General features: G+C 41.5%; 24 protein-coding genes, 3 pseudogenes and 2 riboswitches. Of the genes and pseudogenes, 20 read left to right on the top strand and 7 right to left on the bottom strand.

Features of this window, described 5'->3' with window-relative positions; genetic code table 11:
- Positions 1 to 421 precede the first annotated feature (421 nt).
- Both HXY43_RS03610 and HXY43_RS03605 read left to right on the top strand, forming a co-directional pair.
- The gene (locus HXY43_RS03610) at positions 422 to 2,626 is read left to right on the top strand and encodes a glycoside hydrolase family 65 protein (RefSeq protein ID WP_290880125.1); all 2,205 of its coding nucleotides are present in this window, start codon (positions 422 to 424) and stop codon (positions 2,624 to 2,626) included.
- A 98-nt stretch (positions 2,627 to 2,724) separates the two neighbouring features.
- Positions 2,725 to 2,859 (top strand): annotated as a pseudogene (locus tag HXY43_RS03605) (IS4 family transposase); the annotation flags it as partial.
- On the opposite strand, the gene HXY43_RS03600 reads toward HXY43_RS03605, so the two are convergent.
- Positions 2,843 to 3,220, bottom strand: a complete 378-nt coding sequence (locus HXY43_RS03600) for a hypothetical protein (RefSeq protein WP_290880122.1) — start codon at positions 3,218 to 3,220, stop codon at positions 2,843 to 2,845. The pseudogene HXY43_RS03605 and the gene HXY43_RS03600 overlap by 17 nt on opposite strands.
- On the opposite strand from HXY43_RS03600, the gene HXY43_RS03595 reads away from it, so the two are divergent.
- The 6 genes from HXY43_RS03595 (at position 3,191) to HXY43_RS03570 (ending at position 6,331) form a co-directional block, all read left to right on the top strand.
- Positions 3,191 to 3,544, top strand: a complete 354-nt coding sequence (locus HXY43_RS03595) for a hypothetical protein (protein ID WP_290880119.1) — start codon at positions 3,191 to 3,193, stop codon at positions 3,542 to 3,544. The genes HXY43_RS03600 and HXY43_RS03595 overlap by 30 nt on opposite strands.
- A 259-nt stretch (positions 3,545 to 3,803) precedes the next feature.
- A complete protein-coding gene (locus tag HXY43_RS03590; protein WP_290880117.1) occupies positions 3,804 to 4,040 on the top strand; it encodes a hypothetical protein in 237 nt (78 codons plus the stop codon).
- Positions 4,041 to 4,139: 99 nt separating this feature from the next.
- Entirely contained in the window at positions 4,140 to 5,099 is a 960-nt protein-coding gene (locus HXY43_RS03585) for an orange carotenoid-binding protein (RefSeq protein ID WP_290880114.1), read from the top strand.
- 193 nt (positions 5,100 to 5,292) lie between these two features.
- On the top strand, positions 5,293 to 5,445 hold the full coding sequence (locus HXY43_RS03580) for a hypothetical protein (RefSeq protein ID WP_290880112.1): 153 nt from the start codon (positions 5,293 to 5,295) through the stop codon (positions 5,443 to 5,445).
- Between the two features lie 88 nt (positions 5,446 to 5,533).
- Positions 5,534 to 5,755, top strand: coding sequence for a hypothetical protein (locus tag HXY43_RS03575; protein WP_290880109.1), 222 nt, complete (start codon positions 5,534 to 5,536; stop codon positions 5,753 to 5,755).
- 90 nt (positions 5,756 to 5,845) lie between these two features.
- Complete coding sequence (locus HXY43_RS03570; protein WP_026733685.1) at positions 5,846 to 6,331, top strand: allophycocyanin; 486 nt, start codon at positions 5,846 to 5,848, stop codon at positions 6,329 to 6,331.
- A gap of 184 nt (positions 6,332 to 6,515) precedes the next feature.
- Here HXY43_RS03570 and HXY43_RS03565 read toward each other — a convergent pair whose 3' ends face one another.
- Positions 6,516 to 7,061: a 3'-5' exonuclease gene (locus tag HXY43_RS03565; protein WP_290880105.1), complete on the bottom strand. Its 546-nt coding sequence runs from the start codon at positions 7,059 to 7,061 to the stop codon at positions 6,516 to 6,518.
- Between the two features lie 84 nt (positions 7,062 to 7,145).
- Complete coding sequence (locus HXY43_RS03560) at positions 7,146 to 7,616, bottom strand: hypothetical protein (protein ID WP_026733687.1); 471 nt, start codon at positions 7,614 to 7,616, stop codon at positions 7,146 to 7,148.
- Between the two features lie 180 nt (positions 7,617 to 7,796).
- Here HXY43_RS03560 and petN point away from each other — a divergent pair, with 180 nt between their 5' ends.
- Both petN and HXY43_RS03550 read left to right on the top strand, forming a co-directional pair.
- Positions 7,797 to 7,886 carry a cytochrome b6-f complex subunit PetN gene (petN, locus tag HXY43_RS03555; RefSeq protein WP_012408302.1) on the top strand — a complete coding sequence of 30 codons (90 nt, stop codon included), beginning with the start codon at positions 7,797 to 7,799 and terminating at the stop codon, positions 7,884 to 7,886.
- Between the two features lie 7 nt (positions 7,887 to 7,893).
- Positions 7,894 to 8,055 carry a hypothetical protein gene (locus HXY43_RS03550; protein WP_197036071.1) on the top strand — a complete coding sequence of 54 codons (162 nt, stop codon included), beginning with the start codon at positions 7,894 to 7,896 and terminating at the stop codon, positions 8,053 to 8,055.
- A gap of 110 nt (positions 8,056 to 8,165) precedes the next feature.
- On the opposite strand, the gene HXY43_RS03545 is transcribed toward HXY43_RS03550, so the two are convergent.
- Positions 8,166 to 8,351, bottom strand: coding sequence for a hypothetical protein (locus HXY43_RS03545; RefSeq protein WP_026733688.1), 186 nt, complete (start codon positions 8,349 to 8,351; stop codon positions 8,166 to 8,168).
- Between the two features lie 622 nt (positions 8,352 to 8,973).
- Between HXY43_RS03545 and HXY43_RS03540 the strand changes: the two genes are divergently transcribed.
- On the top strand, positions 8,974 to 9,321 hold the full coding sequence (locus tag HXY43_RS03540; protein ID WP_290880066.1) for a hypothetical protein: 348 nt from the start codon (positions 8,974 to 8,976) through the stop codon (positions 9,319 to 9,321).
- Between the two features lie 65 nt (positions 9,322 to 9,386).
- Here the strand turns inward: HXY43_RS03540 and HXY43_RS03535 are convergent, their stop codons facing one another.
- The 3 genes from HXY43_RS03535 to HXY43_RS03525 form a co-directional block, all read right to left on the bottom strand.
- Positions 9,387 to 9,938: an SH3 domain-containing protein gene (locus HXY43_RS03535; RefSeq protein ID WP_290880063.1), complete on the bottom strand. Its 552-nt coding sequence runs from the start codon at positions 9,936 to 9,938 to the stop codon at positions 9,387 to 9,389.
- A 265-nt stretch (positions 9,939 to 10,203) separates the two neighbouring features.
- Complete coding sequence (locus HXY43_RS03530; RefSeq protein WP_290880061.1) at positions 10,204 to 11,718, bottom strand: AAA family ATPase; 1,515 nt, start codon at positions 11,716 to 11,718, stop codon at positions 10,204 to 10,206.
- A 326-nt stretch (positions 11,719 to 12,044) separates the two neighbouring features.
- Positions 12,045 to 12,950 (bottom strand): amino acid ABC transporter substrate-binding protein, encoded by a 906-nt coding sequence (locus tag HXY43_RS03525; protein ID WP_290880060.1) that lies wholly within the window; start codon positions 12,948 to 12,950, stop codon positions 12,045 to 12,047.
- Positions 12,951 to 13,177: 227 nt separating this feature from the next.
- Positions 13,178 to 13,319: riboswitch (cyclic di-AMP (ydaO/yuaA leader) on the top strand.
- A 96-nt stretch (positions 13,320 to 13,415) separates the two neighbouring features.
- On the opposite strand from HXY43_RS03525, the pseudogene HXY43_RS03520 reads away from it, so the two are divergent.
- The 9 genes and pseudogenes from HXY43_RS03520 to HXY43_RS03480 form a co-directional block, all read left to right on the top strand.
- Positions 13,416 to 13,718 (top strand): annotated as a pseudogene (locus tag HXY43_RS03520) (nitrate ABC transporter, permease protein); the annotation flags it as partial.
- Between the two features lie 507 nt (positions 13,719 to 14,225).
- Positions 14,226 to 14,405, top strand: a pseudogene (locus HXY43_RS03515) (ABC transporter ATP-binding protein); the annotation flags it as partial.
- Positions 14,406 to 14,446: 41 nt separating this feature from the next.
- Positions 14,447 to 14,624, top strand: a riboswitch (cyclic di-AMP (ydaO/yuaA leader).
- A 392-nt stretch (positions 14,625 to 15,016) separates the two neighbouring features.
- Complete coding sequence (locus tag HXY43_RS03510) at positions 15,017 to 15,646, top strand: universal stress protein (RefSeq protein ID WP_290880152.1); 630 nt, start codon at positions 15,017 to 15,019, stop codon at positions 15,644 to 15,646.
- Between the two features lie 343 nt (positions 15,647 to 15,989).
- A complete protein-coding gene (locus HXY43_RS03505; protein ID WP_290880057.1) occupies positions 15,990 to 17,327 on the top strand; it encodes an SLC13 family permease in 1,338 nt (445 codons plus the stop codon).
- A 514-nt stretch (positions 17,328 to 17,841) separates the two neighbouring features.
- Positions 17,842 to 18,444, top strand: a complete 603-nt coding sequence (locus HXY43_RS03500; protein ID WP_290880054.1) for a hypothetical protein — start codon at positions 17,842 to 17,844, stop codon at positions 18,442 to 18,444.
- 318 nt (positions 18,445 to 18,762) lie between these two features.
- Positions 18,763 to 20,574 (top strand): OmpA family protein, encoded by a 1,812-nt coding sequence (locus HXY43_RS03495; RefSeq protein ID WP_290880051.1) that lies wholly within the window; start codon positions 18,763 to 18,765, stop codon positions 20,572 to 20,574.
- Between the two features lie 14 nt (positions 20,575 to 20,588).
- Positions 20,589 to 21,086: a Rab family GTPase gene (locus tag HXY43_RS03490; RefSeq protein ID WP_290880048.1), complete on the top strand. Its 498-nt coding sequence runs from the start codon at positions 20,589 to 20,591 to the stop codon at positions 21,084 to 21,086.
- Positions 21,087 to 21,488 carry a hypothetical protein gene (locus tag HXY43_RS03485; RefSeq protein WP_290880046.1) on the top strand — a complete coding sequence of 134 codons (402 nt, stop codon included), beginning with the start codon at positions 21,087 to 21,089 and terminating at the stop codon, positions 21,486 to 21,488.
- Positions 21,489 to 21,527: 39 nt separating this feature from the next.
- Positions 21,528 to 22,652, top strand: coding sequence for a sensor histidine kinase KdpD (locus HXY43_RS03480; RefSeq protein ID WP_290880043.1), 1,125 nt, complete (start codon positions 21,528 to 21,530; stop codon positions 22,650 to 22,652).
- Positions 22,653 to 22,803: the final 151 nt, after the last annotated feature.

Here is a 22,803-nt window from a genome sequence, read left to right as displayed (position 1 = left end):
ACTTATATTTGTATAAAATTTTACTTAATATCAGTCAAACATAATTTGATATATTCAACACTAATAGTATTAAAAGCATATAAAGGATATGCATACAAGGCGCTTTTAATCAGAAATTGATGTTACAACACTTGATTAAATAAGTTATAGTTCTGTGCAGTTACATGTCGAATGTATATAATGCTATCTTTTTTCCTTCTTTAGAATTTTTTTATAAAAGAAAGTACGAAAATCTTTCTATAGAAGGATGAAAACGGGAACGCCGCCTTTCAACTGAACGTCACTGTTTCCTGTTTGGACTGAATAGAAGTCTAGACAACGGGGGTAGGTAGTGAAGAGCTTATTTGTCCCCTCATTATTGTTCACCATTGTATAGCATTCTGCCTAAAGCTAAGCCACCAGATTATAGGTTGTATCTGTCATGCTAGACTTGACCATTGAAACTTCCCAAGTACATCAGCAACTAATTGACTCTACTGATTGGAACATTATTGAAACAGAGTTTGACCCCACTAGGCTACATCATCAAGAAACAGTCTTTACCCTCAGCAACGGGTATTTGGGAACGCGAGGTTCATTTGAAGAGGGGTATCCCAACGATAGTTCGGCAACGATGATTCATGGGGTTTATGATGACGTTGCGATCGCCACTACAGAATTAGTTAACTGTCCCAACTGGCTGCCGTTTGTAGTCAAGGTAGCCGGGGAACGCTTTCGCATGGACAGTGGCGAAATCCTTAACTACGAACGTCGCCTCGATATGCGTCTGGGTATAGTCAGCCGGGAAGTACGGTGGCGCAGTCCCGCAGGGCACACTTTAGAATTTCACTTTGAGCGGTTTGCCAGTCTAGCAAGTCAACATTTTTTGGCGATCAGGTGTCAGGTTACATCTGTAGATTTTGAGGGTGATATTGAGGTAGAAGTTGAATTTCATCCCGAACCGCACACCCAAGGTGTCAAACACTGGAAAACAGTCAAACAAGGTGGCTTAGATAATATTATCTGGCTGCACAGCCAAACTCTGCATTCTGCAATCGAATTGGGGATGGCAGCTAAGCTGATTGTAGAAGGTGAAGAAGTAGCACCCGTGCGCGTGCATCAGCTAGAACATCACAGCCCCAAACTTGTCACCACTTTGCAAGTTGAACCCGGCAAAGCTGTCAGTCTCGAAAAGATTATTACTCTCTACACTTCCAGGGAAACACCAACTCCTGCGGAAGCAGCCATGATTCGGCTAGTTGCTGCACCTAGCTATTCAACCTTGCTAGCGGCGCACATTGCTGCATGGGATGGGGTATGGCAAGAAAGTGATGTGATTATTGAAGGCGATCGCCTCGCGCAGTTGAGCGTCCGCTACAATCTCTTTCAATTGCTTGCCGTTGCGCCGCGTTACGACGATCGCGTCAGCATTCCTCCCAAAACCCTTTCTGGCTTTGCTTATAGCGGACATATCTTTTGGGACACGGAAATTTTCATCCTGCCTTTGCTGATTCACACTCAACCAGCATTAGCGCGTAACTTGCTCAACTACCGCTACCACACTCTACGTGGGGCGCGGCGCAAAGCCCAGGAAATGGGATACAAGGGAGCTTTTTATGCTTGGGAGAGTGCTAGCACTGGTGATGAGGTGACTCCTCGTTGGGTAAGCGATCCTAACGGTAAACAAGTCCGCATCTGGTGCGGTGATATTGAAGTGCATATCAACACTGACGTAGCTTACGGTGCTTGGCAATACTGGCAGACAACCGGTGATGATGAATGGATGCGCGACTATGGCGCGGAAATAATTCTAGATACGGCGGTGTTCTGGGAAAGCCGTGTAGAGTGGAATAACCAACGTCATTGTTACGACATCCGTGATGTGATTGGCCCGGATGAAAATCACGATCGCGTAGATAATAATGCTTTCACTAATTTATTGGTGCAGTGGCATTTGCAAACTGCTTTAGCGCTATTAGATTGGCTGGAAAAGTCCTATCCCGATGAAGCAAGACAACTGGCAGAAAAACTTAACTTAGAGCCACAACAACTGGAACTTTGGGCTGATATCTCCAACCGTCTCTATATCAATCACGATGTAGAAACTGGTTTGATTGAACAGTTTGAAGGCTTCTATAACTTAGAATATGTCAACTTTGCTGATTACGAACCGCGCACCAAATCCATGCAAGGACTGTTGGGAGTAGAAGCCACCAGCCAAAAGCAGATTCTCAAGCAGCCAGATGTGTTGATGCTAATGTACTTGCTGCGCGATCGCTTTGATAGCAAAACCTTGCAAACCAACTGGGACTATTACAGCCCCCGCACCGATCATACCTATGGTTCTTCGCTTGGGCCAGCAGTTCACGCCATCTTAGCTTGCGACATCAATCAACCAGCTGAAGCCTACACTCATTTTACGCGGGCGGCAATGGTAGATTTAGCAGATGTGCGGCGTAACGCCCATGAAGGCATTCACGCCGCTAGTGCAGGTGGAGTTTGGCAATCTGCGATCTTTGGATTTGGCGGCGTACGCATGACTCAATTTGGGCCCATTGCTTGTCCAAATCTCCCACCCAGCTGGACACGTCTGAAGTTTCGGTTGAAATGGCGCAATCAGTCCTATGAGTTTGATTTGACAAAGTGAAAAGAAATTAAGGGTAGTAATAGTAATACTACCCTAATGAGTCAATCTAAATATTATCTCAAGCGTTCCTACCTCGCCCTTCTCATCCCCAAGCATTTTTTAATCAGAATTGTGTTAATTTTAAGGACAATTGTTGGGAATTAGTGAGAAAATTATTGAGATTAATTCCCAGTAAACAGAAGTATTATCAACGTGGTCAGAGGGCTATGAGGCTTATTATGTCTGCATCGTAGCTCTTGTTGTCGCCCCGTCAGGGTTTGCTGCAAATGCGCCTCGGTTACACTGAATAGCAAGATGTTGCAAGAAAGTGGTTTTACCTACCCCTGGTTTACCCAGCATCCTGAGCTTGGAGTAGGTTTCGACTGCCCGCATACCTGGTATTTGTTTCTGCTCAACCTCACCTAAGCCAAAGCGGTCAAATTCATTTGGTTCAAGGTTCTGCAGGTTAGAGATATCTAACCACTGTTGGCTGGGGATGTCCTCTAGAATATTGAGATCAATGTATATGTCATCGTTCGCAACGGGATGACCGATATCTAATAACTGCAAGATCCCACACTGGTCTTGAATTTTGTCTTGGCGTTGCGATCGCACTTGTTGCACCAAGACGAAAAGCAAGTCCGAGATTTTGCAAAATACCCGGAGTTGCAGTACTTAAATCGGTTTCCGATGATTGTTCCTACCGTGCTAGCGATCGCTGTGACTGCAATTGGTATAGTGTTTGAATGGTGTATTCCTCAGCTAAAAACGACTGCTTTACAGATGCTTGTATGGGGATTTTGTTTAAGCACTGTGGTGCTTTATCACACGACTTTTACAATTAATTCTCTTGCCCATATCTTTGGTGATCGTCGTTTTAACACAACAGATACTAGTCGCAATAATTTGTTTTTAGCTTTAATAACTCTCGGTGAGTGAAGTGATGCAGTGGTCAAATTGCCATCTATGCGATCGCTATATTAGATCCTCTGCTAAGGGTTTTTAGTACTAGTTCTGAAATCCCGATTGGAATTGCGATGTATACAAATAATGAATTTCCTGCTAATCTTTCATCCCTCCAAGGGCTGCGAGTACTCGTTGTAGACGATAATGTCGATTTCTGCGATTTGATCGCGCTGCTGCTACAATGGTGTTGAGGTGCAAAAAGCGTTTTCAGTCCAGCAAGCTGATTCAACAAGTGAGAACCAAAGCGGGAGAGCGAGGGGAAGTGGTGCTAGCCATTGCTGTGACAGGCTATACCCATGAAAAGATGCTTCAACATGCTCTGTCTGCTGGGTTTGACCTGTTGTTCACCAAACCCCTGGATTTTGATGAGTTCCTTGCTGTGCTTGCCTGTTTAGCGATTTGCCAACAGTCCTCTTTATATGCGATCGCTCAACGGATTTTGGGTAATGTCCTAGAGGTGGCAGCCTAAGTTTTGAAAAGCAGTGATATTGGGCATTTCCAAGTTAGCATCAACATTTTTGAAACACTATCAACAAATCAATGTAATTTTATTCTGGAGATTTTAATTATGTCGTTTACTATCGAGTCTGCACGCTCCATTTTTCCTGACACTCAAGTTGCTGATGCGGTTCCAGCTACCGTTGAATCATGCAATCAACTCAGTGCTGAGGATCAGTTGGCTTTACTTTGGTTTGCCTATACCGAAATGGGAGTTACAATCACTCCCGCTGCTATGGGGGCAGTCAACATGGTCTTCGCAGAGAAAACCTTGACTCAAATCAAGCAGATGTCTGCGAGAGAGCAAACGCAAGTTATGTGTGACCTGGTTAATCATGCTGATACTCCCATCTGCCGTACATATTCATCTTTCGGCACGAATGTCAAGTTGGGCTTCTGGTATCAGTTAGGCGAGTGGATGAAACAAGGAATCGTTGCTCCGATTCCAGAAGGTTATAAACTTTCTAAAGAGGCATCAGATGTCCTTCAAGCCATCCGTCAACTTGAAGGAGGTCAGCAACTCACCGTATTACAAAATATTGTTGCCAACATGGGGTATGCCCCAACCGTTGGCACTGCAAAAGTCAAAGAACCTGTGGTTCCGCCTAAAGATATCGCACCCCGAGCTAAGGTCAGCATTGAAGGCATCGACAACTTGACAGTCCTGAGCTACATGGAGAATATGAACGCTTTTGACTTCCAGGCGGCTGTGGATTTATTTGCTGAAGACGGTGCCCTGCAACCGCCTTTCGAGGAACCGATTGTGGGTCATGAGTCGATCCTCGCATATATGCGTGAAGAATGCTACGGACTCAAGCTGATTCCTGAGCGGGGAATGTCTGAGGCAGCAGAAGGAGGGTTCACCCAGATTAAAGTGACGGGTAAAGTCCAAACTCCCTGGTTTGGTGACAGTGTTGGCATAAATCTAGCATGGCGGTTCTTGCTCAATCCGCAAGGCAAGATTTTCTTTGTGGCGATCGATTTGCTGGCATCTCCCCAGGAACTGCTGAACTTGGGTTTTATCAGGTAGAAGAGCTTCCTGAGGTTGACTCACAAATTTGAAACATTGCCTAGCGATCGCTCTAGTAAATTTGTAATATTAGAGCAATAGTTTGTGAGTTATTTTATTTGGCAATAAACATTGCAGTTTTGTAACAAAAGTGTTAAATTTAATTTATAAAACATCACAAAACAAAAAAGCAGAACTTATCAAAAGCGATTTAGTGACTGAAGAATTCGGTAGGCTGAACAACTACGCCATCGAACCCAACAAGTACATGATGGATCAGCCTCGGTTTGGCTTTACTCAGTATGCAGAAAAACTCAATGGACGTTTAGCCATGATTGGTTTGGTTTTGTTTCGCTCCTGGCTCTAGTAGTCCTGACTAGGTATACACAGGCTTCTAGGAAATTGAGCTTCACTAGATACCCTGAACACTTTTGCAAAATATAAGGATAAAACCAATGAGAACTAATGTTGACTTAACTAGTCCCTCTGTGTTCAGTCCCGTTGTCTTCAGACCCGGTTTCAATCACTTTGAGAAAATCAACGCAACTCAAGCCTGGTCACTGTTTTTTACTGGAGGTAGAGAAGATAAGGCACTTGGACTTAGCCCCACAGTAGGTCGTTTTTACAACCTCAGCGATCGCCACTCAACTCTTAGAGACAGAAGTTATCGAGGGTGAGAAACTGCACAGTTTGCTCTCACAGGTTCAAAGTGCAAACAATTTAACCGTTTCAGATAAACCTAATTTAAATCTTTCAGGAGTTAACTAATGAGTATTATTACGAAGATGATTGTAAATGCAGATGCCGAGGTTCGCTATCTCACCCCTGGAGAACTAGACCAGATCAAGATCTTTGTTAAGAGCAGTGAGCGCCGTCTACGCCTTGTGCAAACTTTAACTCAAAGCCGCGATCGCATTGTTAAACAAGCTGGAAACCAACTGTTCCAAAAGAGTCCACGCCTTGTTGCTCCAGGTGGCAATGCCTACGGCAAAGAGATGACTGCCACCTGCCTGCGGGATATGGATTACTATCTGCGCTTGATCACTTATAGTGTTGCGGCTGGAGATACTACGCCAATTGAAGAGATCGGGATTGTTGGTGTTCGCCAAATGTACAGATCCCTCGGCACCCCAATTGACGCCGTTGCCGAAAGTGTCCGTGCCATGAAGAACATCACTACCTCGATGTTGTCTGGAGAAGATGCGCTCGTTGTTGGCACTTACTTCGACTACCTAATCGGTGCTCTCGAGTAGGCAGACAACAGGAATCACCTGGAGAGCGATTTCGCGTCACAACCCAGATGACCGATAGTCTTGCCTAAATTCTGAAGATGGGGTTTGAGGACTGTTGACTCAAACCACTCGACCTTAGTTTACTGATTGCAGTTGATTACTTGCTCGAAGAAAAACATGAAAAATTGTTGCTTCTGCAAGAAACTTATTTTTGGGTGTTCATATGTCGGAATATTGCAGCAATATTGCGGGCATCATCTATACCGCGATGGTGAGTGCCTTGTAATTTTATCCCCAAATGTTGGAGAGCCTGTGCCATACCAAATTTTTGGGATATCCCACAATATTCTGAAAATTCTTTTTTAATATTTCTATGCTCTGAGCTAAAAGGATAGGGAACGTTATGAAACTTACAGTCTCTAATAAATTGATTTTTATCATAGTCTCCCCAAGAACAAAAAATGTGATTGGGGAATGAATAAATCCATTCTTTAAAACGAGAAATTACATCTGGAAATGTAGAGGCTGCATCCACATCTTCTTGACGAATGGTAGTCAATTGGGTGCAAAAATTTGTAAGGTGTGGATGTCTCACAGGTCGAATAAATTGCTGAAACTCAGATTCTATTATCCACGTGTCGCCATTTAGCATCACCGCACCAATTTCAATGATTTCTGTTTCATATCTAGGAATACTGTTGTCGTTAGAACAAGTAGCTTCCACATCGACTATCAGAAAATATTGAGTCATTTATAGTCTTTGATCGGAAAGATTAATTAATAAAATTTTATCTGAGATATTTAGAGGGAATTTGCATCTGAAGTGCGGAGTACTTCACGTATCAAAGTTAGATGAAAAAGGTTTAAGCCAACCTACTTGCATAGCCAAATTAAGAGCGATCGCAGCCATTGCGAACCACAACACGCTTTCCAACCCGAGTACGATAAACGGCACAATTGTATCTGCACAAGCAACCCCGATATCCACCTGAGTTAACCCTCGGATCAATCCAAAGGCTAATACCCCACCAGCTTGAAGTTGTGGATTTTTGTCTTGGCGGATGATATAGCGATAAGTGACACCAAACAAAGAGCCAGAGAAAGTTGCTATTGCACAACTCAACCACCAATACCAATTTAGCGGTTCCGTTTGCAAGCTGCTGAGTATTGGAAAATACTTTACTAAAACCAGGCTATGGAACAAATAAGTAATCAGAAAAGCTAAAAATAGACAAAAGCCTGCTATTATACCGCCTTTTAGGGATTCTAGGCGTTCTGCCATTAAATCATTTGAAGTATTGTTCATCCACAAGCAAACAAGAGTGGGGAAGGGAGAGTTCTTGAGAGTGGGAGAGTGGGAGAGGGGGAGACGACCAACCACTAACTACTAACTCTTGACTCTTGACCAATGACTAATGACTAATGACAATTCCCAGTATCATAAATATTGTAGTCGTCTTGTAAATCGAAGTTAAGAAGTACCACTATGGAAATTTTGACACTGGGATGGGTTTCGCTGTTGGTCGTTTTCACTTGGTCAATTGCAATGGTAGTTTGGGGTCGTAACGGACTGTAGAGGTATCGTGGAAAATCCACTCCTGAGTATTTTGGCACTAGTGGCCCTGGTACTACTAGTAGTTGTTACCGGGGGAGTTGTTTATTTGACGCTGGCAGATTGGCGCGATCGCCGCCTTCAAGAACAAGAAAAACGCGAACTTCGACGCACAAGTCCTAAGCGGCGATGAAAAATCTAGGTAATAGTAGAGACCTGCTATTTCAAGTGTCTCTACTATTCTTTTTTAATGTGCGTCGCTGTAAAAATAAAAATCTTGAACTAATCAAATAGTAAAAAATCTTAAGGCTTGGACTGCCTCTGGTAATAATCGCAAGCTAATGTAAACAGTACTGCTAAACCAGTAATTGCCAAACCTACTAAAGGATGTTGTCCTTGGCTGACAGCAAAGGATGTAACTACACCAGCACCCAAGGCAGCAGTAATTGCAGCAGTCAGCAAATCGTTTTGAGAATTGCGATTATACATGTTGATTTTCCAGAGTGAATTTTCTCAATTTCAGGAATTATGCCCTCACCAAAATAACACTCTGTTTTTTGATTTTTTCCCTTTTGGGAAATATCGCAATTAAGCTTTACTTTTATTAATGTTGAGATAAAATTTAAAGCCGACGAATATCAATTTTCTTGATTATTAGGTGATAACTAGAAAGGCATAAATAAACTAAAAACAGCGCGGGCTAGAAGCCAACCCCACAATATTATTAAAGCTCTTGTGGGGTAGGCATCCTGCCCGCCGGTATAAAATACAAAATATTTTACGTTTAATTTTTATTTAGAAGTCCCTTAGCGATTTGTCATTAATAGATATTCGGTATATATCCTGATTTTGTCACTTTTTTACTCCTGTTTTGTCACTTTTGTAGTGGCAAAATTTAGAATGATTGACAATTTAGCTTTTCCCGTACTGACAAAACAAAAGAATCCATGATTGCGGGCATATTGCCCGCATTATCTTATTTATGTACCTCATCAAGAGGTTGAACGGTAATTTTAGTAACCCACATGAATCAAGCAAATACAAAAGAATCCAAGTAATAAACTCAATAGCTACATGCAAAATGTCGGGGTAGACAAAATCAAATCGCAATATGCCCAACGGCAGGTTGTCTACCTCTTGGGTGCGGAGCGTTGAAAACCCCCACGATTGTGGCGAAGCAATCCATGCCAGTGCTGTCTGGAGAGTCGAACGAGCGCACTGTGAACTGGCTGTGACACAGGCAATCAACACGCCTGCCAAGGCTAATGACCTCAAACTTGTCGTGCGTAACACTGGCACAAACGGCAAGAAAATCAAAATTGACCGGGTCTACGTGGTAGTAACCTACAGCACTAGTACCTCTAGAGCAAACAACACACCCCTACTCGCGGTGTCCGCCATCCCAGTCATGGGCATGATGACTGTAGCGTTCAGCCTCAGCCGTCGACTAAAAGCGTAGCACCGTTAGGGGAAACCGCAAAAAGGGTTTGCTCCTCTAGCTAGCTTTGCCGCTCTAGTTTTTTTCTACTGTTGTTGTTCGGGTTGTTCTGTTGATTGAGAATCATTTTCTGCGTCAATTTTTTGAGTATTTCCTGCTTTTACCCAACCTTCTTGATCGCTATTTTCTAAGCGAATTTTTTGCCAAGTTTTATCACTATTTTCTTCTAAAATGATGACTTTTTGATTATAAGCTACTCCACCGATGCTTTCTGCTTCTGGTGTAGGTTCCTTCCGTAAAGTTAAGCCTTGTTGCCAGGTAACACGAGCTGCATAGGCTCCTGGTGGCAATGCTACTGGTGATTCTTCTTTCTTTGATATTTCTGTGGTATTTGAAGTTGATGAAGTAGATTCTTCTAAAGAAGCTTCAGTTGAAGAATTAGGTGTAGTGTTTGATGCTGGATTTGGAGATTGCTGAACTTGTACTTTTGCTATAGGTTTATCATTGGCAAAGATGGGTTTGGGAGGAGTTATGGAAACTCGATTCATGAAATAAAGTGCCGTTGCAATTCCGCCACCAATTAAAATAGCGATCGCCAATAAAATCCCAAGCGTATATTTTAATATTTGAGTCAACATATTTACAATTTCAGCAGCAAAGTTAGGAGTTAGTAGATTCAGTGTGAATAAACGTATTTTTCGTGGTGACTGTTAGTGGATAGTGGTTAGTGGTTAGTGGTTAGTAGATAGTGGTTAAAAACCAACTACTGTACGGGCGAACGTAACAGCGCCCCTACTAACTACTAACTACTAACCAATGTACAGACGTGCCATGGCACGTCTCTACAACTACTAACTGACCTGATATTTATGTTTACTCACACCTAGTCAACTTACTAACTCGCTATTTTAGCTGGCGTTGTATGCGATCGCTTAACGGACTGTGTTTAGAAGCTAAACGTGCTCTGCCAGCGGCAGCCCATTCTTGCAGTTGCTGAATTTGCTCAGTGGCAGTACGGGCCAAAGGTATAATTTGGCTGGCAGCTTCTAAAATGTCGTCGGTAGTAAAGTCGCGGTTTTGGCTAAAGCCGATGTGCATGGCTTCAATTAAAGTTTGTTCTATTTCCGCCCCAGAAAAATCGGGTGTTTCGTATGCTAACCTGTCGATGTCGTAACTTTTGATGTTATGGGCACGCAGGCGCGACAAATGCACGTTGAAAATTGCTTTTCGTTCTTCTTGGGTGGGTAAACCGACGAAGAAAATTTCATCAAATCGCCCCTTCCGCAGCATTTCTGGGGGTAAGGCTTGGATATCGTTGGCAGTAGCGACGACAAACACGGGTGAGTTTTTTTCGGATAGCCAGGTAATAAACGTACCAAACACGCGGCTAGTCGTTCCCGCATCTCCTTTGCTACCAAGTCCAGAAAAAGCTTTATCGATCTCGTCTATCCACAACACACAAGGAGCGAGGGCTTCGGCTACTTGGATCATTTGCCGCGTGCGGGATTCTGATTCACCTACCAACCCGGCAAACAATCGTCCCACATCTAGGCGGAGTAGGGGTAGATGCCAGTGGTGGGCGATCGCTTTTGCTGTTAATGATTTTCCCGTTCCTTGAATACCCACCAACAGCAAACCGCGCGGGTGAGGTAAACCATACTGTCGAGCTCGCTCAGTAAATGCTCCTCCCCGACGAAGCAACCAGTCTTTCAGGTTATCTAGTCCCCCGATATCAGAAATCTGCTCAGTGGCCGGGATAAAATCAAGGATTTGGGTTTGGCGGATAGTTTGGCGCTTTTCTTCCAATACCAGATCCACATCTTCGCTTAGTAGTTCACCGTGGGTGGCGATCGCTCTTGACAAAACTCGACGAATGCGATCCATACTTAGCCCTTGACAAGAGCGCACCAAGTCATCTAAAAACTTACCCGAGGGAGAGTGCCCGGTAGCTAGCAACAAACGTTCTACTTCTGCTCGAATTTCTGTAGCAGAGGGTAAAGGAAACTCCACAACCGTCAAAACTTCTGTTAAATCGTCAGGAATGGCAACTCTAGGCGACAGCAGAACAATATTTTTTGGTTGGGACTTAAGAAGTCTGGCTAAATTGCGGAGTTTACGAGCAATTGCCACATCCTCTAAAAAGCGGTGATAGTCACGCAGCACAAACACCCCTGGTGCATTTGCGGGAATTTTTTCCAAAAATTCTAATGCTTGCAGGGGGTTACGCCGCCCAAATCCCTGATCGTTGGGGTTTCCCTGGTAGCCATCCACAAAATCCCAAGTATATACTGGGCGATTACCCTGATTAGTAGCTTCTTCCTTGATTAATGCTTCTACCCGTTCTTCTTCATAAGTGGGAATATAAATTAAAGGATAGCGGGCGCGCAGCAGGAGTTTGAATTCATCACGGAAGGTCATAAGTAAATATTGATGAGTGTTTGTTATGTGGTCTTTATATTTGATTCTTGCGGCTACACCAACGAAGCCTGTCTACATCCAAAATAAGACAACATTTGTATTATCCGTCTTCAAAACTTCTGATGATTAGCAATCGCCTGAATAGGGTACATGCACCTCTTGTAAACTTTGTCAATCATTAAATCCTTTACGCAGCCCTTTCAACGCATAAATCTGCTCTTGGTGTCTTAGTGTCTTGGTGTTTCAAAAATTATTTTTTCACCACATAGACGCGCAGCGGCTTCCCGCAGGGTAGGCACAAAGACACAAAGATTACTAAATAACCCTCAAAGCTGGCTCTTGGGAATCTCTTCGCGAGATTCGATCACCAATTGCATGGTTTCAACTGCTAAATCGCGTAAATCTTTATTAAGAAAGACAATTCCATTTGAACCAAACCAGCGGTCAAAGACAGCGACATATCGTCGATCGCCTTCTACGAATCCTTGCATAAACTTGTAGAGAGTATAGTTTACCGAGTCGAGGAATCTAGAGTTATTCTCGGGAACCATGCAGGCAATACCTTCTCTAGAATAAGGGCGATCGGGTACGACTTGAAAAGCATCTGGGTTTTTTGTTGTTCCCAGCCATCCCTCTAAAAGGATACTATCTGATGCGAAAGCATCTATTTTTCCTTGTTGCAAAGCCGCGTATCCTTCTGCCCTATCCTTGAGATATACCAGTTGAGCTTTGGGTTGTACTCGCTTTAGTGCTAGTTCGTTGGTGGTTTGCCCAAGCACACCGATGCGCTTACCAATCAAAGATTGAGGAGAACCTAAATTACTCCCCTTCTTTACTAACAACTGGGTGCCAGTCGCGCCATAGCTAACCGAGAAATCCACCTTTTTATCTCTTTCCCAAGTAAAGCTGCTGGCATCGCAAACAATATCAACTTGTCGGTTAAGAATTTTTGGGATTCGTTCCGCCGGTGTCAGTTGTACCAATTTTAATTGGATTTTTTTTCCTAGTTCTTTTTCTAACTGTTGTTTAATCAAATTCAACATATCTACTGAATAGCCAACCAACTGCCCCTGACTGTTGGTATAAGCAAAAGGAATCGCATCTTTACTAGTTCCTGCTGTTAGTACACCTGTACGAGTTACTTTTTCCATGACAGTTTCTGCTTGAGCAAGAGCAGGTGTTAAGGCTGCAAACAAAACACTCACAGTAGCGATCGCGAATTTTTGATACATATTTCAACCTTCCGAATATCATTTTCGGTCGGCTTATTTTACAAGGATGTCAAAAAGTAGTAAAGCTCACTTTTTCTTTGTTTCAGACAGATTAGGATTTTTTAATTCATAACTCTTACCCTGAAAATTAAGTTTTGTAAGTCTAGGGAAAGAACTATAAAGAACCATATTTAGCTTGAGATAGATATACAAATTTGAGAATCATATGTTACTTTATTCTATTAAGTAGAGTAAGTCAGCCTAATCTGGCGAATCGTAATTATTAACGCTGGAGCGGAGGAACCATATTTTGGGGCGTATCTCTTTTGAGAAGGGTATCTCTCAACCCTAGCCCGTCAGCTAACTTCGTAGGCATTGAGAGGAGACTGAAGAGGCAGCATATTTATAATGTGAAAACCTCATCAGTGTCCTTGGCTGGTACTGCTCGGAATTTTTGTACCTGAGCTTAACTGAATTGGGGTTGCAATGGCACAACTAAATTTGGCTGCGATCATTGCAGTAGCTGGGCAGGTAGCCTGGAAAAAGACAAAACCTGTACTTGTCAGGGATGTTGTCTTACTGCCTATCCTTGGTTTCTTGGGAATTATCCTGTTGTGGTGGGTTGTTGCTCTTGTTAACCATGAATTAATGCCCACCCCACCGGAAGCGCTAGCTGCCAATCTGGATTACATCTTAAACCCCTTCTATCAAAGGGGGCCAGGTAACCTAGGGATTGGTTGGTTGTTGCTAGCAAGTTTGCGACGAGTGTTGCTTGGCTTTCTCATCGGTGTTTCTAGCCGTATTAGTGATTGGCTTAACTGGTTTACTGCTTGATTTTGCTGTGAGCAAAGTTGAAGAATTAGTAACTCACCGCCCTAGAACTTCAAACTAACAAAAAACCTTTGGTTCATACCAAGACGCTAACTACAGCTTTGCGTGAAAGAGTAGTGATTTGACAATAAAGGTTTTGACCCTAGCGATCCAATAGGTTATCTCAACAGTTTTGAAATTAGAGCCAACGCTCCCACTCGTTTTTACATGTCTTAATTAACTGCGATCGCAATAATTGATGTAGCAATTTGTTACAACACTTTGCTTTTTGAAATACTAGCAAATACCTGAATGGTGATACCTAGAAAATAAAAATTTTCGGTTGAGTTTCAGAGTTTCCTAAACATTCTTTTGACTCTTATTTCCCGCAAGATTGTAAAAAATTCTTCTAACCCGGAGCTTCCCATGACTAAATCTACCTTATCCTCCATAAATCCTAACGAGCGAACCTTCCGCAACACTCCTTATATGTCTGATCGCATTGTATTGATGACTAATGGCCCAGCTGCTAAAATTGGGGAGATATTAGAAGTGTCGTTTTCTCATCCACGCGATCGCGCCCAAATGCGAAACTCAAAAGAGTATTACGAACTCCGTAATTACGCTTTGAATTTTTTGGATAAATATTTTACTCAGGATGAGTAAATGGCTCTATCGTCTACAATCGTTTTGTAAGTGGGTAGCCTAATTCAAATCCAACAAATCTGATTTGGAGCGGAGGAACCAATATTTGGGGCTAATCTTGCGAAAACAGTGAAGAGTCAAGAGTGAAGAAATTCCTCAACTTTCCTCATTCTTTCTTCTGGAGAGAGACACCTTCCAGTCTTAGCCCGTCAGCTAACTTCGTCGGCAATGGAAGGAACCCCGAAAACTTTGGCTGTAATAGCAGTTTGTATAGGGGTTTCTTTTACCAATCTGAATCATTAGTCATTAGTCATTGCCCAACAATTGTGTACAGATGACCCTTACGGGTACTCTACCTTGAGCCGCGCTGCGCGCGTCTACGCCAGTCGCACCCTGCACCGAAGCCGCCCTGTGGGCATCTACATGGGGGACTCACCGGCCCCCACGACCGACAGGGAGTGGGGATTGGGGGCTTCGGGGTCCCCTCTGGGGTTGGGGGAGGAACCCCCTATAAGTGCGCGCTGGCTCACAAATGACATAATGACAAATGACAAAATCTAAAATTGGTTAACCCGCTTCTTCTTCGTTGTTTATTTTCTGGGAGAGAAGTGAAAGCTGTGAACATTAAGCCAATGTTAGTGCGTTTGCAAAACGCAATGAGTAGAAATGACCTAATTGAGCAAATGGTATTGCTCTGGAACCCAATAACATCTTTTTGTGAGCAAGCCGAATCTGCTAAATCAATCAATTTGATTGTTGGCTATAACAGTTCTCCTAATAGTCACACAGCCTTGGATATCAGTTTATTGATAGCCCACCAAACACGTCTAGCTACAAAAGCAAACGTTACAGTTCAAGCCGTATACGTGTTAGAAGACTATCAAACTGGTGATTTTTTTGATGTATTGCCAAAAAAAGAAGTCGTTAGTAGTGGATTAACCGATCAGATTCCATTAGAAATTTCTGCGAATTCTACATCACAAAGAAGCTCTACCCCCGTCTTAACTCCAACCAATAAGTTCGCAAAAGCTGAGCATATTTTATGGCAAGCACGTTGTTTGGCTGAGGAATGGCAGAGTTCTTTCAAAGCGCATCTGCGATTTGGTTGCATTGCTGACGAACTGAAAAAAGTTGTGATATCAGAAGCTGCTACTTTACTGTTATTAGGCTGCAACTCAGCTAAACATCCAATTGTCAAAAAACTTGGTTCTAATTTCCCTTGTGCTGTGCTGGGTATACCCACTTCTATTGATGGACAATGATATTAAGATAGCTGCTTTTCTTCAAAGTTAGTTTGTGCTATCTCCAAAACTCATTGTAAGCTTTTGAATTGTGCGAATAAGGTCTAAAATTTTTCGCTCATGGGTTTGAATTAGGGTGAATCACTAGTCACAATCATGCTACAAAAAAAGCTATCTAGTATAGATGGCTTTTTTAGTTTACTATCCGAATATATTCATCCTATTTGAGTTGTAAGGATATTCATTGTAGTTGTTGATGGTTAATAGTTGATAATTGATTTAAAGAACAAACATCAACAAAGATATAATGTTTCATAAATAATTTATGATGGGTATAATTTTAATTTAATTTTGGTAAAAACTTATGGAAAACTGGCAAGCTATTCTGAGTATTTTCACGTTTATTTCTGTCATTTTCTTAATCATGACAGAGTGGGTTCATCTAACAATTGCTGCTTTGTTAGGAGCCTTGTTACTGGTATTTACCAACGTCATGACTTTAGAAGATGCGATTGGCTACATAGGCAATAGTCATGGCACACTCGGTTTATTCTTTGGTGTCATGGTACTGGTGCGAGCATTTGAACCGACAAAGATATTTGAATATCTAGCTACTCAGATAGTTCTGTTAGCTAAAGGAGAAGGAAAACGTCTTTTAATAGGGATTGTGGCGATTACTACTCCCATTTGTGCAGTTTTACCCAATGCGACAACAGTAATGTTGTTAGCCCCTTTAATTCCACCGATAGCGGAAGAAGTAGGCATCAATTTTGTTCCATTATTAATTTTGATGGTCTTCATTGCTAATAGTGCCGGATTATTAACAATAGTTGGCGATCCAGCAACGTTTATTGTCGGTGATGCTATTAATCTGAGCTTTACAGATTATCTATGGCGCTTGAGTTTAGGTGGAGCGATCGCAGTTCTTACCGTGATGGTAACTCTACCATTTTTATTCCGCAAAATTTGGAAGACAAAACTAGACGATTTAGAACATTTACCACATCCACAAATCAATCATCCAGGTGTTTTAACTGTGGGTGCATTTATAGTAGCTTTCGTGCTGCTGTTTTTTGTGATCGGAGAATCTCTACCAACTCCGATGTCACCAGCTGCTGTGGCTTTATTAGGAGCAGCTTTAGCAATGCTTCTATCACATCAGAGCAAAATTGACACTGTTCACAATATTTTGCGCGATGTAGATTGGAGTACACTAATATTTTTTATGAGTATATTCGTGTTAATTGGAGGTCTAGAAAAAACAGGTGTAATTAGCAGTGTCTCAGGCATATTGTCGGCAATTTTGGGAACAAATATTATTTTGGGTTCCCTGGTTCTACTATTTTTTGTAGGGTTATTGTCTAGCGTAGTTCCCAATATTCCCTTGGTAGTGGCGATGGTGCCTTTACTCAAACAGTATCTTGTCAACGTTGGCTTAGCACCAGCAGAAGTTCTCACACCAGACTTTCAAGGACAGTTTCCCCCAGAAGTCTTACCACTGTTTTACGCGATGATGTTTGGTGCTACTTTGGGAGGCAATGGCACCTTGGTAGGAGCATCGTCTAACATCGTAGCGGCAGGAATTTCTGAGCAACACGGACGTCGCATTTCCTTCAAAACTTTTCTGCACTACGGCATACCAGTGATGCTGCTGCAACTATTGACGGCATCATTATATGTTTTGATCCGCTTTTTGCTTTAAGAAGGCAGCAATACAGCGGATCGGCTGGCAGAAGCAAGAAGCTAGGAAACAAAAGAAATATATTATTTCTCCCACTTCCTTGCTGCTCTGCTCCTATGCAGTGGGGGATTATTTTTGTTCAGATTAAAAGCAAAAACATTAGGGGCTGTAAAACTAGCCCTTTCAAGGTGTAATGTATTTTTCTTGGTGTCTTAGTGTCTTTGTGGTGAAAAAATTGACTTTTGAACCACCAAGGCACTAAGACACAAAGGTGAAAAGTTCAAAATTCGGGAAATTTTTGGAGGATTTTTACTCACCTTGAAAGGGCTAGGGCTGTAAAACCCTGCTATAACTACAGTTCAACCAACGTTAATATATATTTCTATCTTTTCGGGATACTATTTATTGCTTGATGCTTGGATGTTACGCTAGAAAGTGATACTTTAATTTAAGATTTACGGCAATAGCAATATCGCCGAAATGTGATAAAAAACTCTAAGTATAACAAATCTAAACCTGACAAAGGGCTGGAAATATGAGTTCGCTAGAAGGAGAAGATTTCAATCATAATTTTACAGACTCCATGCCAGGGAGTTTAGTTCAAAGCACAAATAAGCCCGCATTTAGTAATAATCTTAGCGAAATTAGTAGCTTAGAGAAAGTCAGAGATATTCTTTTCGGTGGCCAGATGCGGGAATTGGAAAAAAAATTTACCCGTATAGAAGAGCGGCTGGTGAAAGAATGTACTAATTTACGCGATGAGACTAAAAAACGTTTAGATTATCTGGAAAACTACATCAAAAATGAGGTGGAAGCTTTAACTGAGCAAATCAAAAGTGAACAATCAAAACGAGATGAAGCAGTCAAAGCACTGAGTGAAGATCAAAAAAATATAAACATTTCTTTAGAAAAAAAACTTACTCAGATTGATGAACAAACGTCTATAAAAGGGCGAGAGTTACGCGAACAGATTCTCAACCAATCTCAAAGCTTACAGGATGACATTCGCCAAAAATACGAAGAAATATTGGCGCTGTTGCAACGAGAAGCCCAAGAGTTACGTACAGAAAAAACCGATCGCTCCACTCTTGCTGCTATGTTCACAGAATTAGCAATACGACTTAACTCCAAACAGTAAAGGAATTAGAGTAGTCGAGCAAATAGGGAGATAGGGAGAAAATTATTATTTATTCTTCTCCTGTGCACCCCTATACCCCTAAATCCCTGTGTTAGCCCTTTTAAGGTGTAATGTATTTTTCTTGGTGTCTTAGTGTCTTAGTGGTTAAAAATTGACTTTTGAACCACCAAGTCACAAAGACACGAAGGTGAAAAGCTTATCATTGGTCAAAATTTATTGGGATTTTTATCCACCTTGAAAGGGCTAATCCCTGTGTTTATTAGAAGGTTTTACGAGAGAATGCAACTCGATACAGTATTGTGATGGGGAATTTGGGTAATGAGTGAATATTCTCGGAATGAATTAACGCAAAAACCCCCCGAAGTTTCTAATGGCACAAAGCATCAGCAGGACTTCTCTGCTAATAACGATCGTATAGAAACCAGTGATGAACTAAATGAACTTCGCAGTTTGCTTTTGGGTGTTGAATCTACTCAACTTAGCAAGCTATATGAGCGATTAGAAAACCCTCAAATTCAAGCAGAAGATGTCAGTCGTCTGCTTCCAGAAGCTGTGATTTTACGGACAATCCAAGACAAGCAGCTAGCTGAAGCGATGGTTCCGACAGTTGAGCAAGCGATTCAATCTTCTGTTAAACAAGATTTAAATGTTCTTTCCGAGGCGTTTTTTCCTATTATCGGGCCAGCGACTCGTAAAGCGATCGCCACAGCTTTGGACGAAATGATTCAATCTTTGAATCAAACGCTGGAACATAGCGTGTCACCACAGAGTTTTAAGTGGAGACTAGAAGCGCGACAGACAGGTAAAACATTTGCCGAAGTTGTACTGCTGCGTACGCTGATTTACCGAGTGGAACAGATATTTTTGATCCACAAAAAAACCGGATTGTTGCTGCAACACATACTAGCACCACGAGTAGCTGCTCAAGATCCCGATTTGGTTTCAGCGATGTTGACGGCTATCCAAGATTTTGTCAAAGACTCTTTCAACACCGAAAGAGGTGAGGCGCTGCAAAGTTTGCAGTTTGGAGAACTGACTATTTGGATTGAAGAAGGGCCGCAAGCGGTATTAGCAGGTATTATTCGAGGGAATGCTCCCCAAGAATTAAGATTAGTTTTTCAAGAAGCTATAGAAAAAATCCATCTGAAACTGGGTAGAGAACTTAATGCTTTTACAGGTGAAACAGAGCCATTTATGGCTAGCAAACCCTATCTAGAAGCCTGTTTGCAAGCAAGGTACAATATTCCACCCCAGAAAAATTATGCTTATGCATGGAGTTTGTTAAGTGCGATCGCGATCGCTTTAGGTACATGGGGATTTTTTGCTATTAGAGGACAACTACGCTGGAGTGCATATCTAGACACGCTTAACTCTCAACCAGGAATAGTTGTTATTAAAACCGAACGGCGACACGGAAAACATTTCATTTCCGGAATGCGCGATCCGCTAACTACAGATCCCAATCTGTTGATGAAAAAAGCAAAAATTAATCCCAAAACAGTTATCAGTCAGTGGGAGCCTTATTTATCATTTGAATCGCAAATAACTGCCAAAAGAGCAAAACAATTGCTGCAAGCTCCCAAAACAGTATCTTTTAAAGTTGATGAAAACCATATTCTTTACGCCAGTGGAACCGCACCGCATCAGTGGATTTTAGAAGCAAGAAAATTATGGCGTTTTATACCTGGTGTGACTCGATATGTTGATAAAGATGTAGTTGAATTAGAACAACAGCAATTCCAGTCCTACAAAAAACAAATTGAGCAAGAAATGCTCTTGTTTTCAGAAGGAACTACAGAATTATTACCAGGTGAAAGCAATAAGTTAGCAAATCTAGTTCCAGCGATCCAGAGAATTTCAACCCTTAGCACATCTTTGGGTAAAGATGTACGGATTAAAATCACAGGACATACAAATACAACTGGAACAGAGCAAAGCAATATGATACTCAGCCAAGCCCGCGCCCAGAAAATTTTAGCTTATTTAAAATCTCAAGGCGTTAAGACAAGCAACTTTACTACTGTAGGAGTGGGTTCAAATCAACCTGTACCAAGAGCATTAACAGAACAGGATAAACAAGTTAACCGCAGGGTATCTTTTCAGGTATTCTTGATTGATGTCCGTAACTGAAGGAATAACTGCTCATGCTGCAAAAAAAGATTTGCATGGTAGGTGCGTTTGCGACTGGTAAAACTAGTTTAGTGGGGAGGTTTGTTTATAGTATTTTTTCCGAAAAATATCAAACGACAGTTGGTGTCAAAATTGATAAAAAAACAATAAATATTCAAGGGAAAGATTTAAACCTTATCCTTTGGGATTTATATGGCGAAGACGAATTCCAGAAATTGCGGATGTCCTACTTGCGTGGTTCTTCCGGTTATTTGTTGGTAGTGGATGGAACCAGAAAAAACACTCTTGAAAAAGCTTTTAATTTACAAATTAAGGTAGAAGACAGTATTGGGAAAGTACCGTTTATTCTTGTACTGAATAAATGGGATTTAACAGATGAATGGGAAATTGCCGATGTGGAAATAAACGAAGTGCTACAGAGGGGCTGGACTGTAATTAAAACTAGCGCTAAAACTGGTTTGGGTGTAGAAGAGATTTTCCAAACTCTTGCTCAAAAAATTTTGGAGGCATAGATGCGAAATTTTCCCAACTCCATCATCAACTATACCATGAATCTGATGGTAGAGACTCGCTCTCTTGCGTATCTTTTAGTGAACAAAGATGGCTGCCTATCGGCTTGGGGTGGTAAGCTAGCAGCATACGGAGTTCAGAACCTACAAAAAGATGAGAGTGTAGGGCAGCAAGTTTTTTTTCTAGAAGGTCTTTTACCTCTGGATGACTTTCCCTTATTTCTACCTCGTATAAAAACCGAATACGGAATTTGTGCAGATGTGCATCTGTTTCCCTCAGAGGAGGGAGACTGGGTGTTACTTTTAGATGCAACTTTAGAAGAAATGCATCTCTCACTGATTCAACAACAAACAAATAATTCTATCCTGATACAAGAAAAATTAGCGAAAATCTTAAATCAATAAATTTTAACCACTATTAATTTACTTCGACTTGTGAGAATCATGAGCGACTCTATCACAGCAGATCTTTTTGCTGCCTTAAATATTTTAGTGTTAGAGCGACTAAACCTTGGTCGCTTTAAATTGACTGGAACTCCACCAGATTGGTTACAGCAGTTTTGTCATCGCCGAGTCAAATCTGGAATGGAGATACTCATACCTGAACAAAATTTTCATTTTTTAGAGAATTTTTTGATTGATGCCGAAGAACTATGGAGTAAAAATGATAAAAAACAACTAAAATCAGGTATATGGCATCAATTAGATTTATTTGGCAAAGAATATCATTTTGAAGCTACAGCAATTTGTGTTTCTAGTATAAATTTATTGTTAATTGAACTATTAAATGAAGAATATGAAGAAAAAAGAAACCTCATTCAAAAAGCTAGAGAAAATCAATTAAATTATCAATACATTGTTAAAGAAAATCAAAAAAAAGACATTTTGATTCATTGTATTATACACGATGTTGCCGGTCAACTAAGTTGGATAAATTGCTGCTTTTCACTTTTAGAATTTGAAAACTTAACACCACAAGGTAGAGAATATTTAGAAATCGGCAAAAAACAAACTATCCAGCAAGAAATGCTGATTCGGGAAATATTATATGCATTTTCTGCTGAGGTGAACTCTCTAGAATCTTTCACAAACAATGCAGATATAGCACCAAATGCTTTAATCTCTGCACAGGAATTAATCCAACTTTTATCACCTACTTTTGCCCTCAACAAAATACAACTAAAACTTGCTACCAATATTAATATGGCAGCAGATTGGAGAGTGGTTGGTGATAAATCACGTCTAGATAGAATAATTGCAAATCTAACAGAAAATGCCTTTCGCCACAGTCCACCCGAATCAACAGTTACAATTGGCTTACAACAAGATGGTGATTATATTCTCGTTACTGTAGATGATGAAGGTGTTGGTGTAGCGCCAGAACAAGCTAATAATTTATTTGAAAAGTTTTCCCAAGCTGGTAAATCAGGTAAAGTTGGACTGGGACTGTATTTTTGCCGCATTACAGTCGAACGTTGGGGTGGTAATATAGGCTATTTAAATCGTCCCCAAGGGGGTTCTCGATTTTGGTTCCGCCTGCCAAAACCGGAAGTGGGGAATAGGGAATAGGGAGTCGGAGAGTGGGGGAGTGGGCATTGGGCATTGGGCATTGGGAATCGGGCCGAAGTGAATTGGGATTTAACGATTATCTTTGCCCTTTGCCCCATGCCCCTTGCCCCTTGCCCACTAACTACTAACCACTAACCACTAACCACTAACC

Origin of the sequence: Fischerella sp. (genome assembly GCF_013388695.1) — a bacterium.
GTDB lineage: Bacteria > Cyanobacteriota > Cyanobacteriia > Cyanobacteriales > Nostocaceae > PCC9605.
This window is presented reverse-complemented; position numbering and strand designations above follow the sequence as displayed.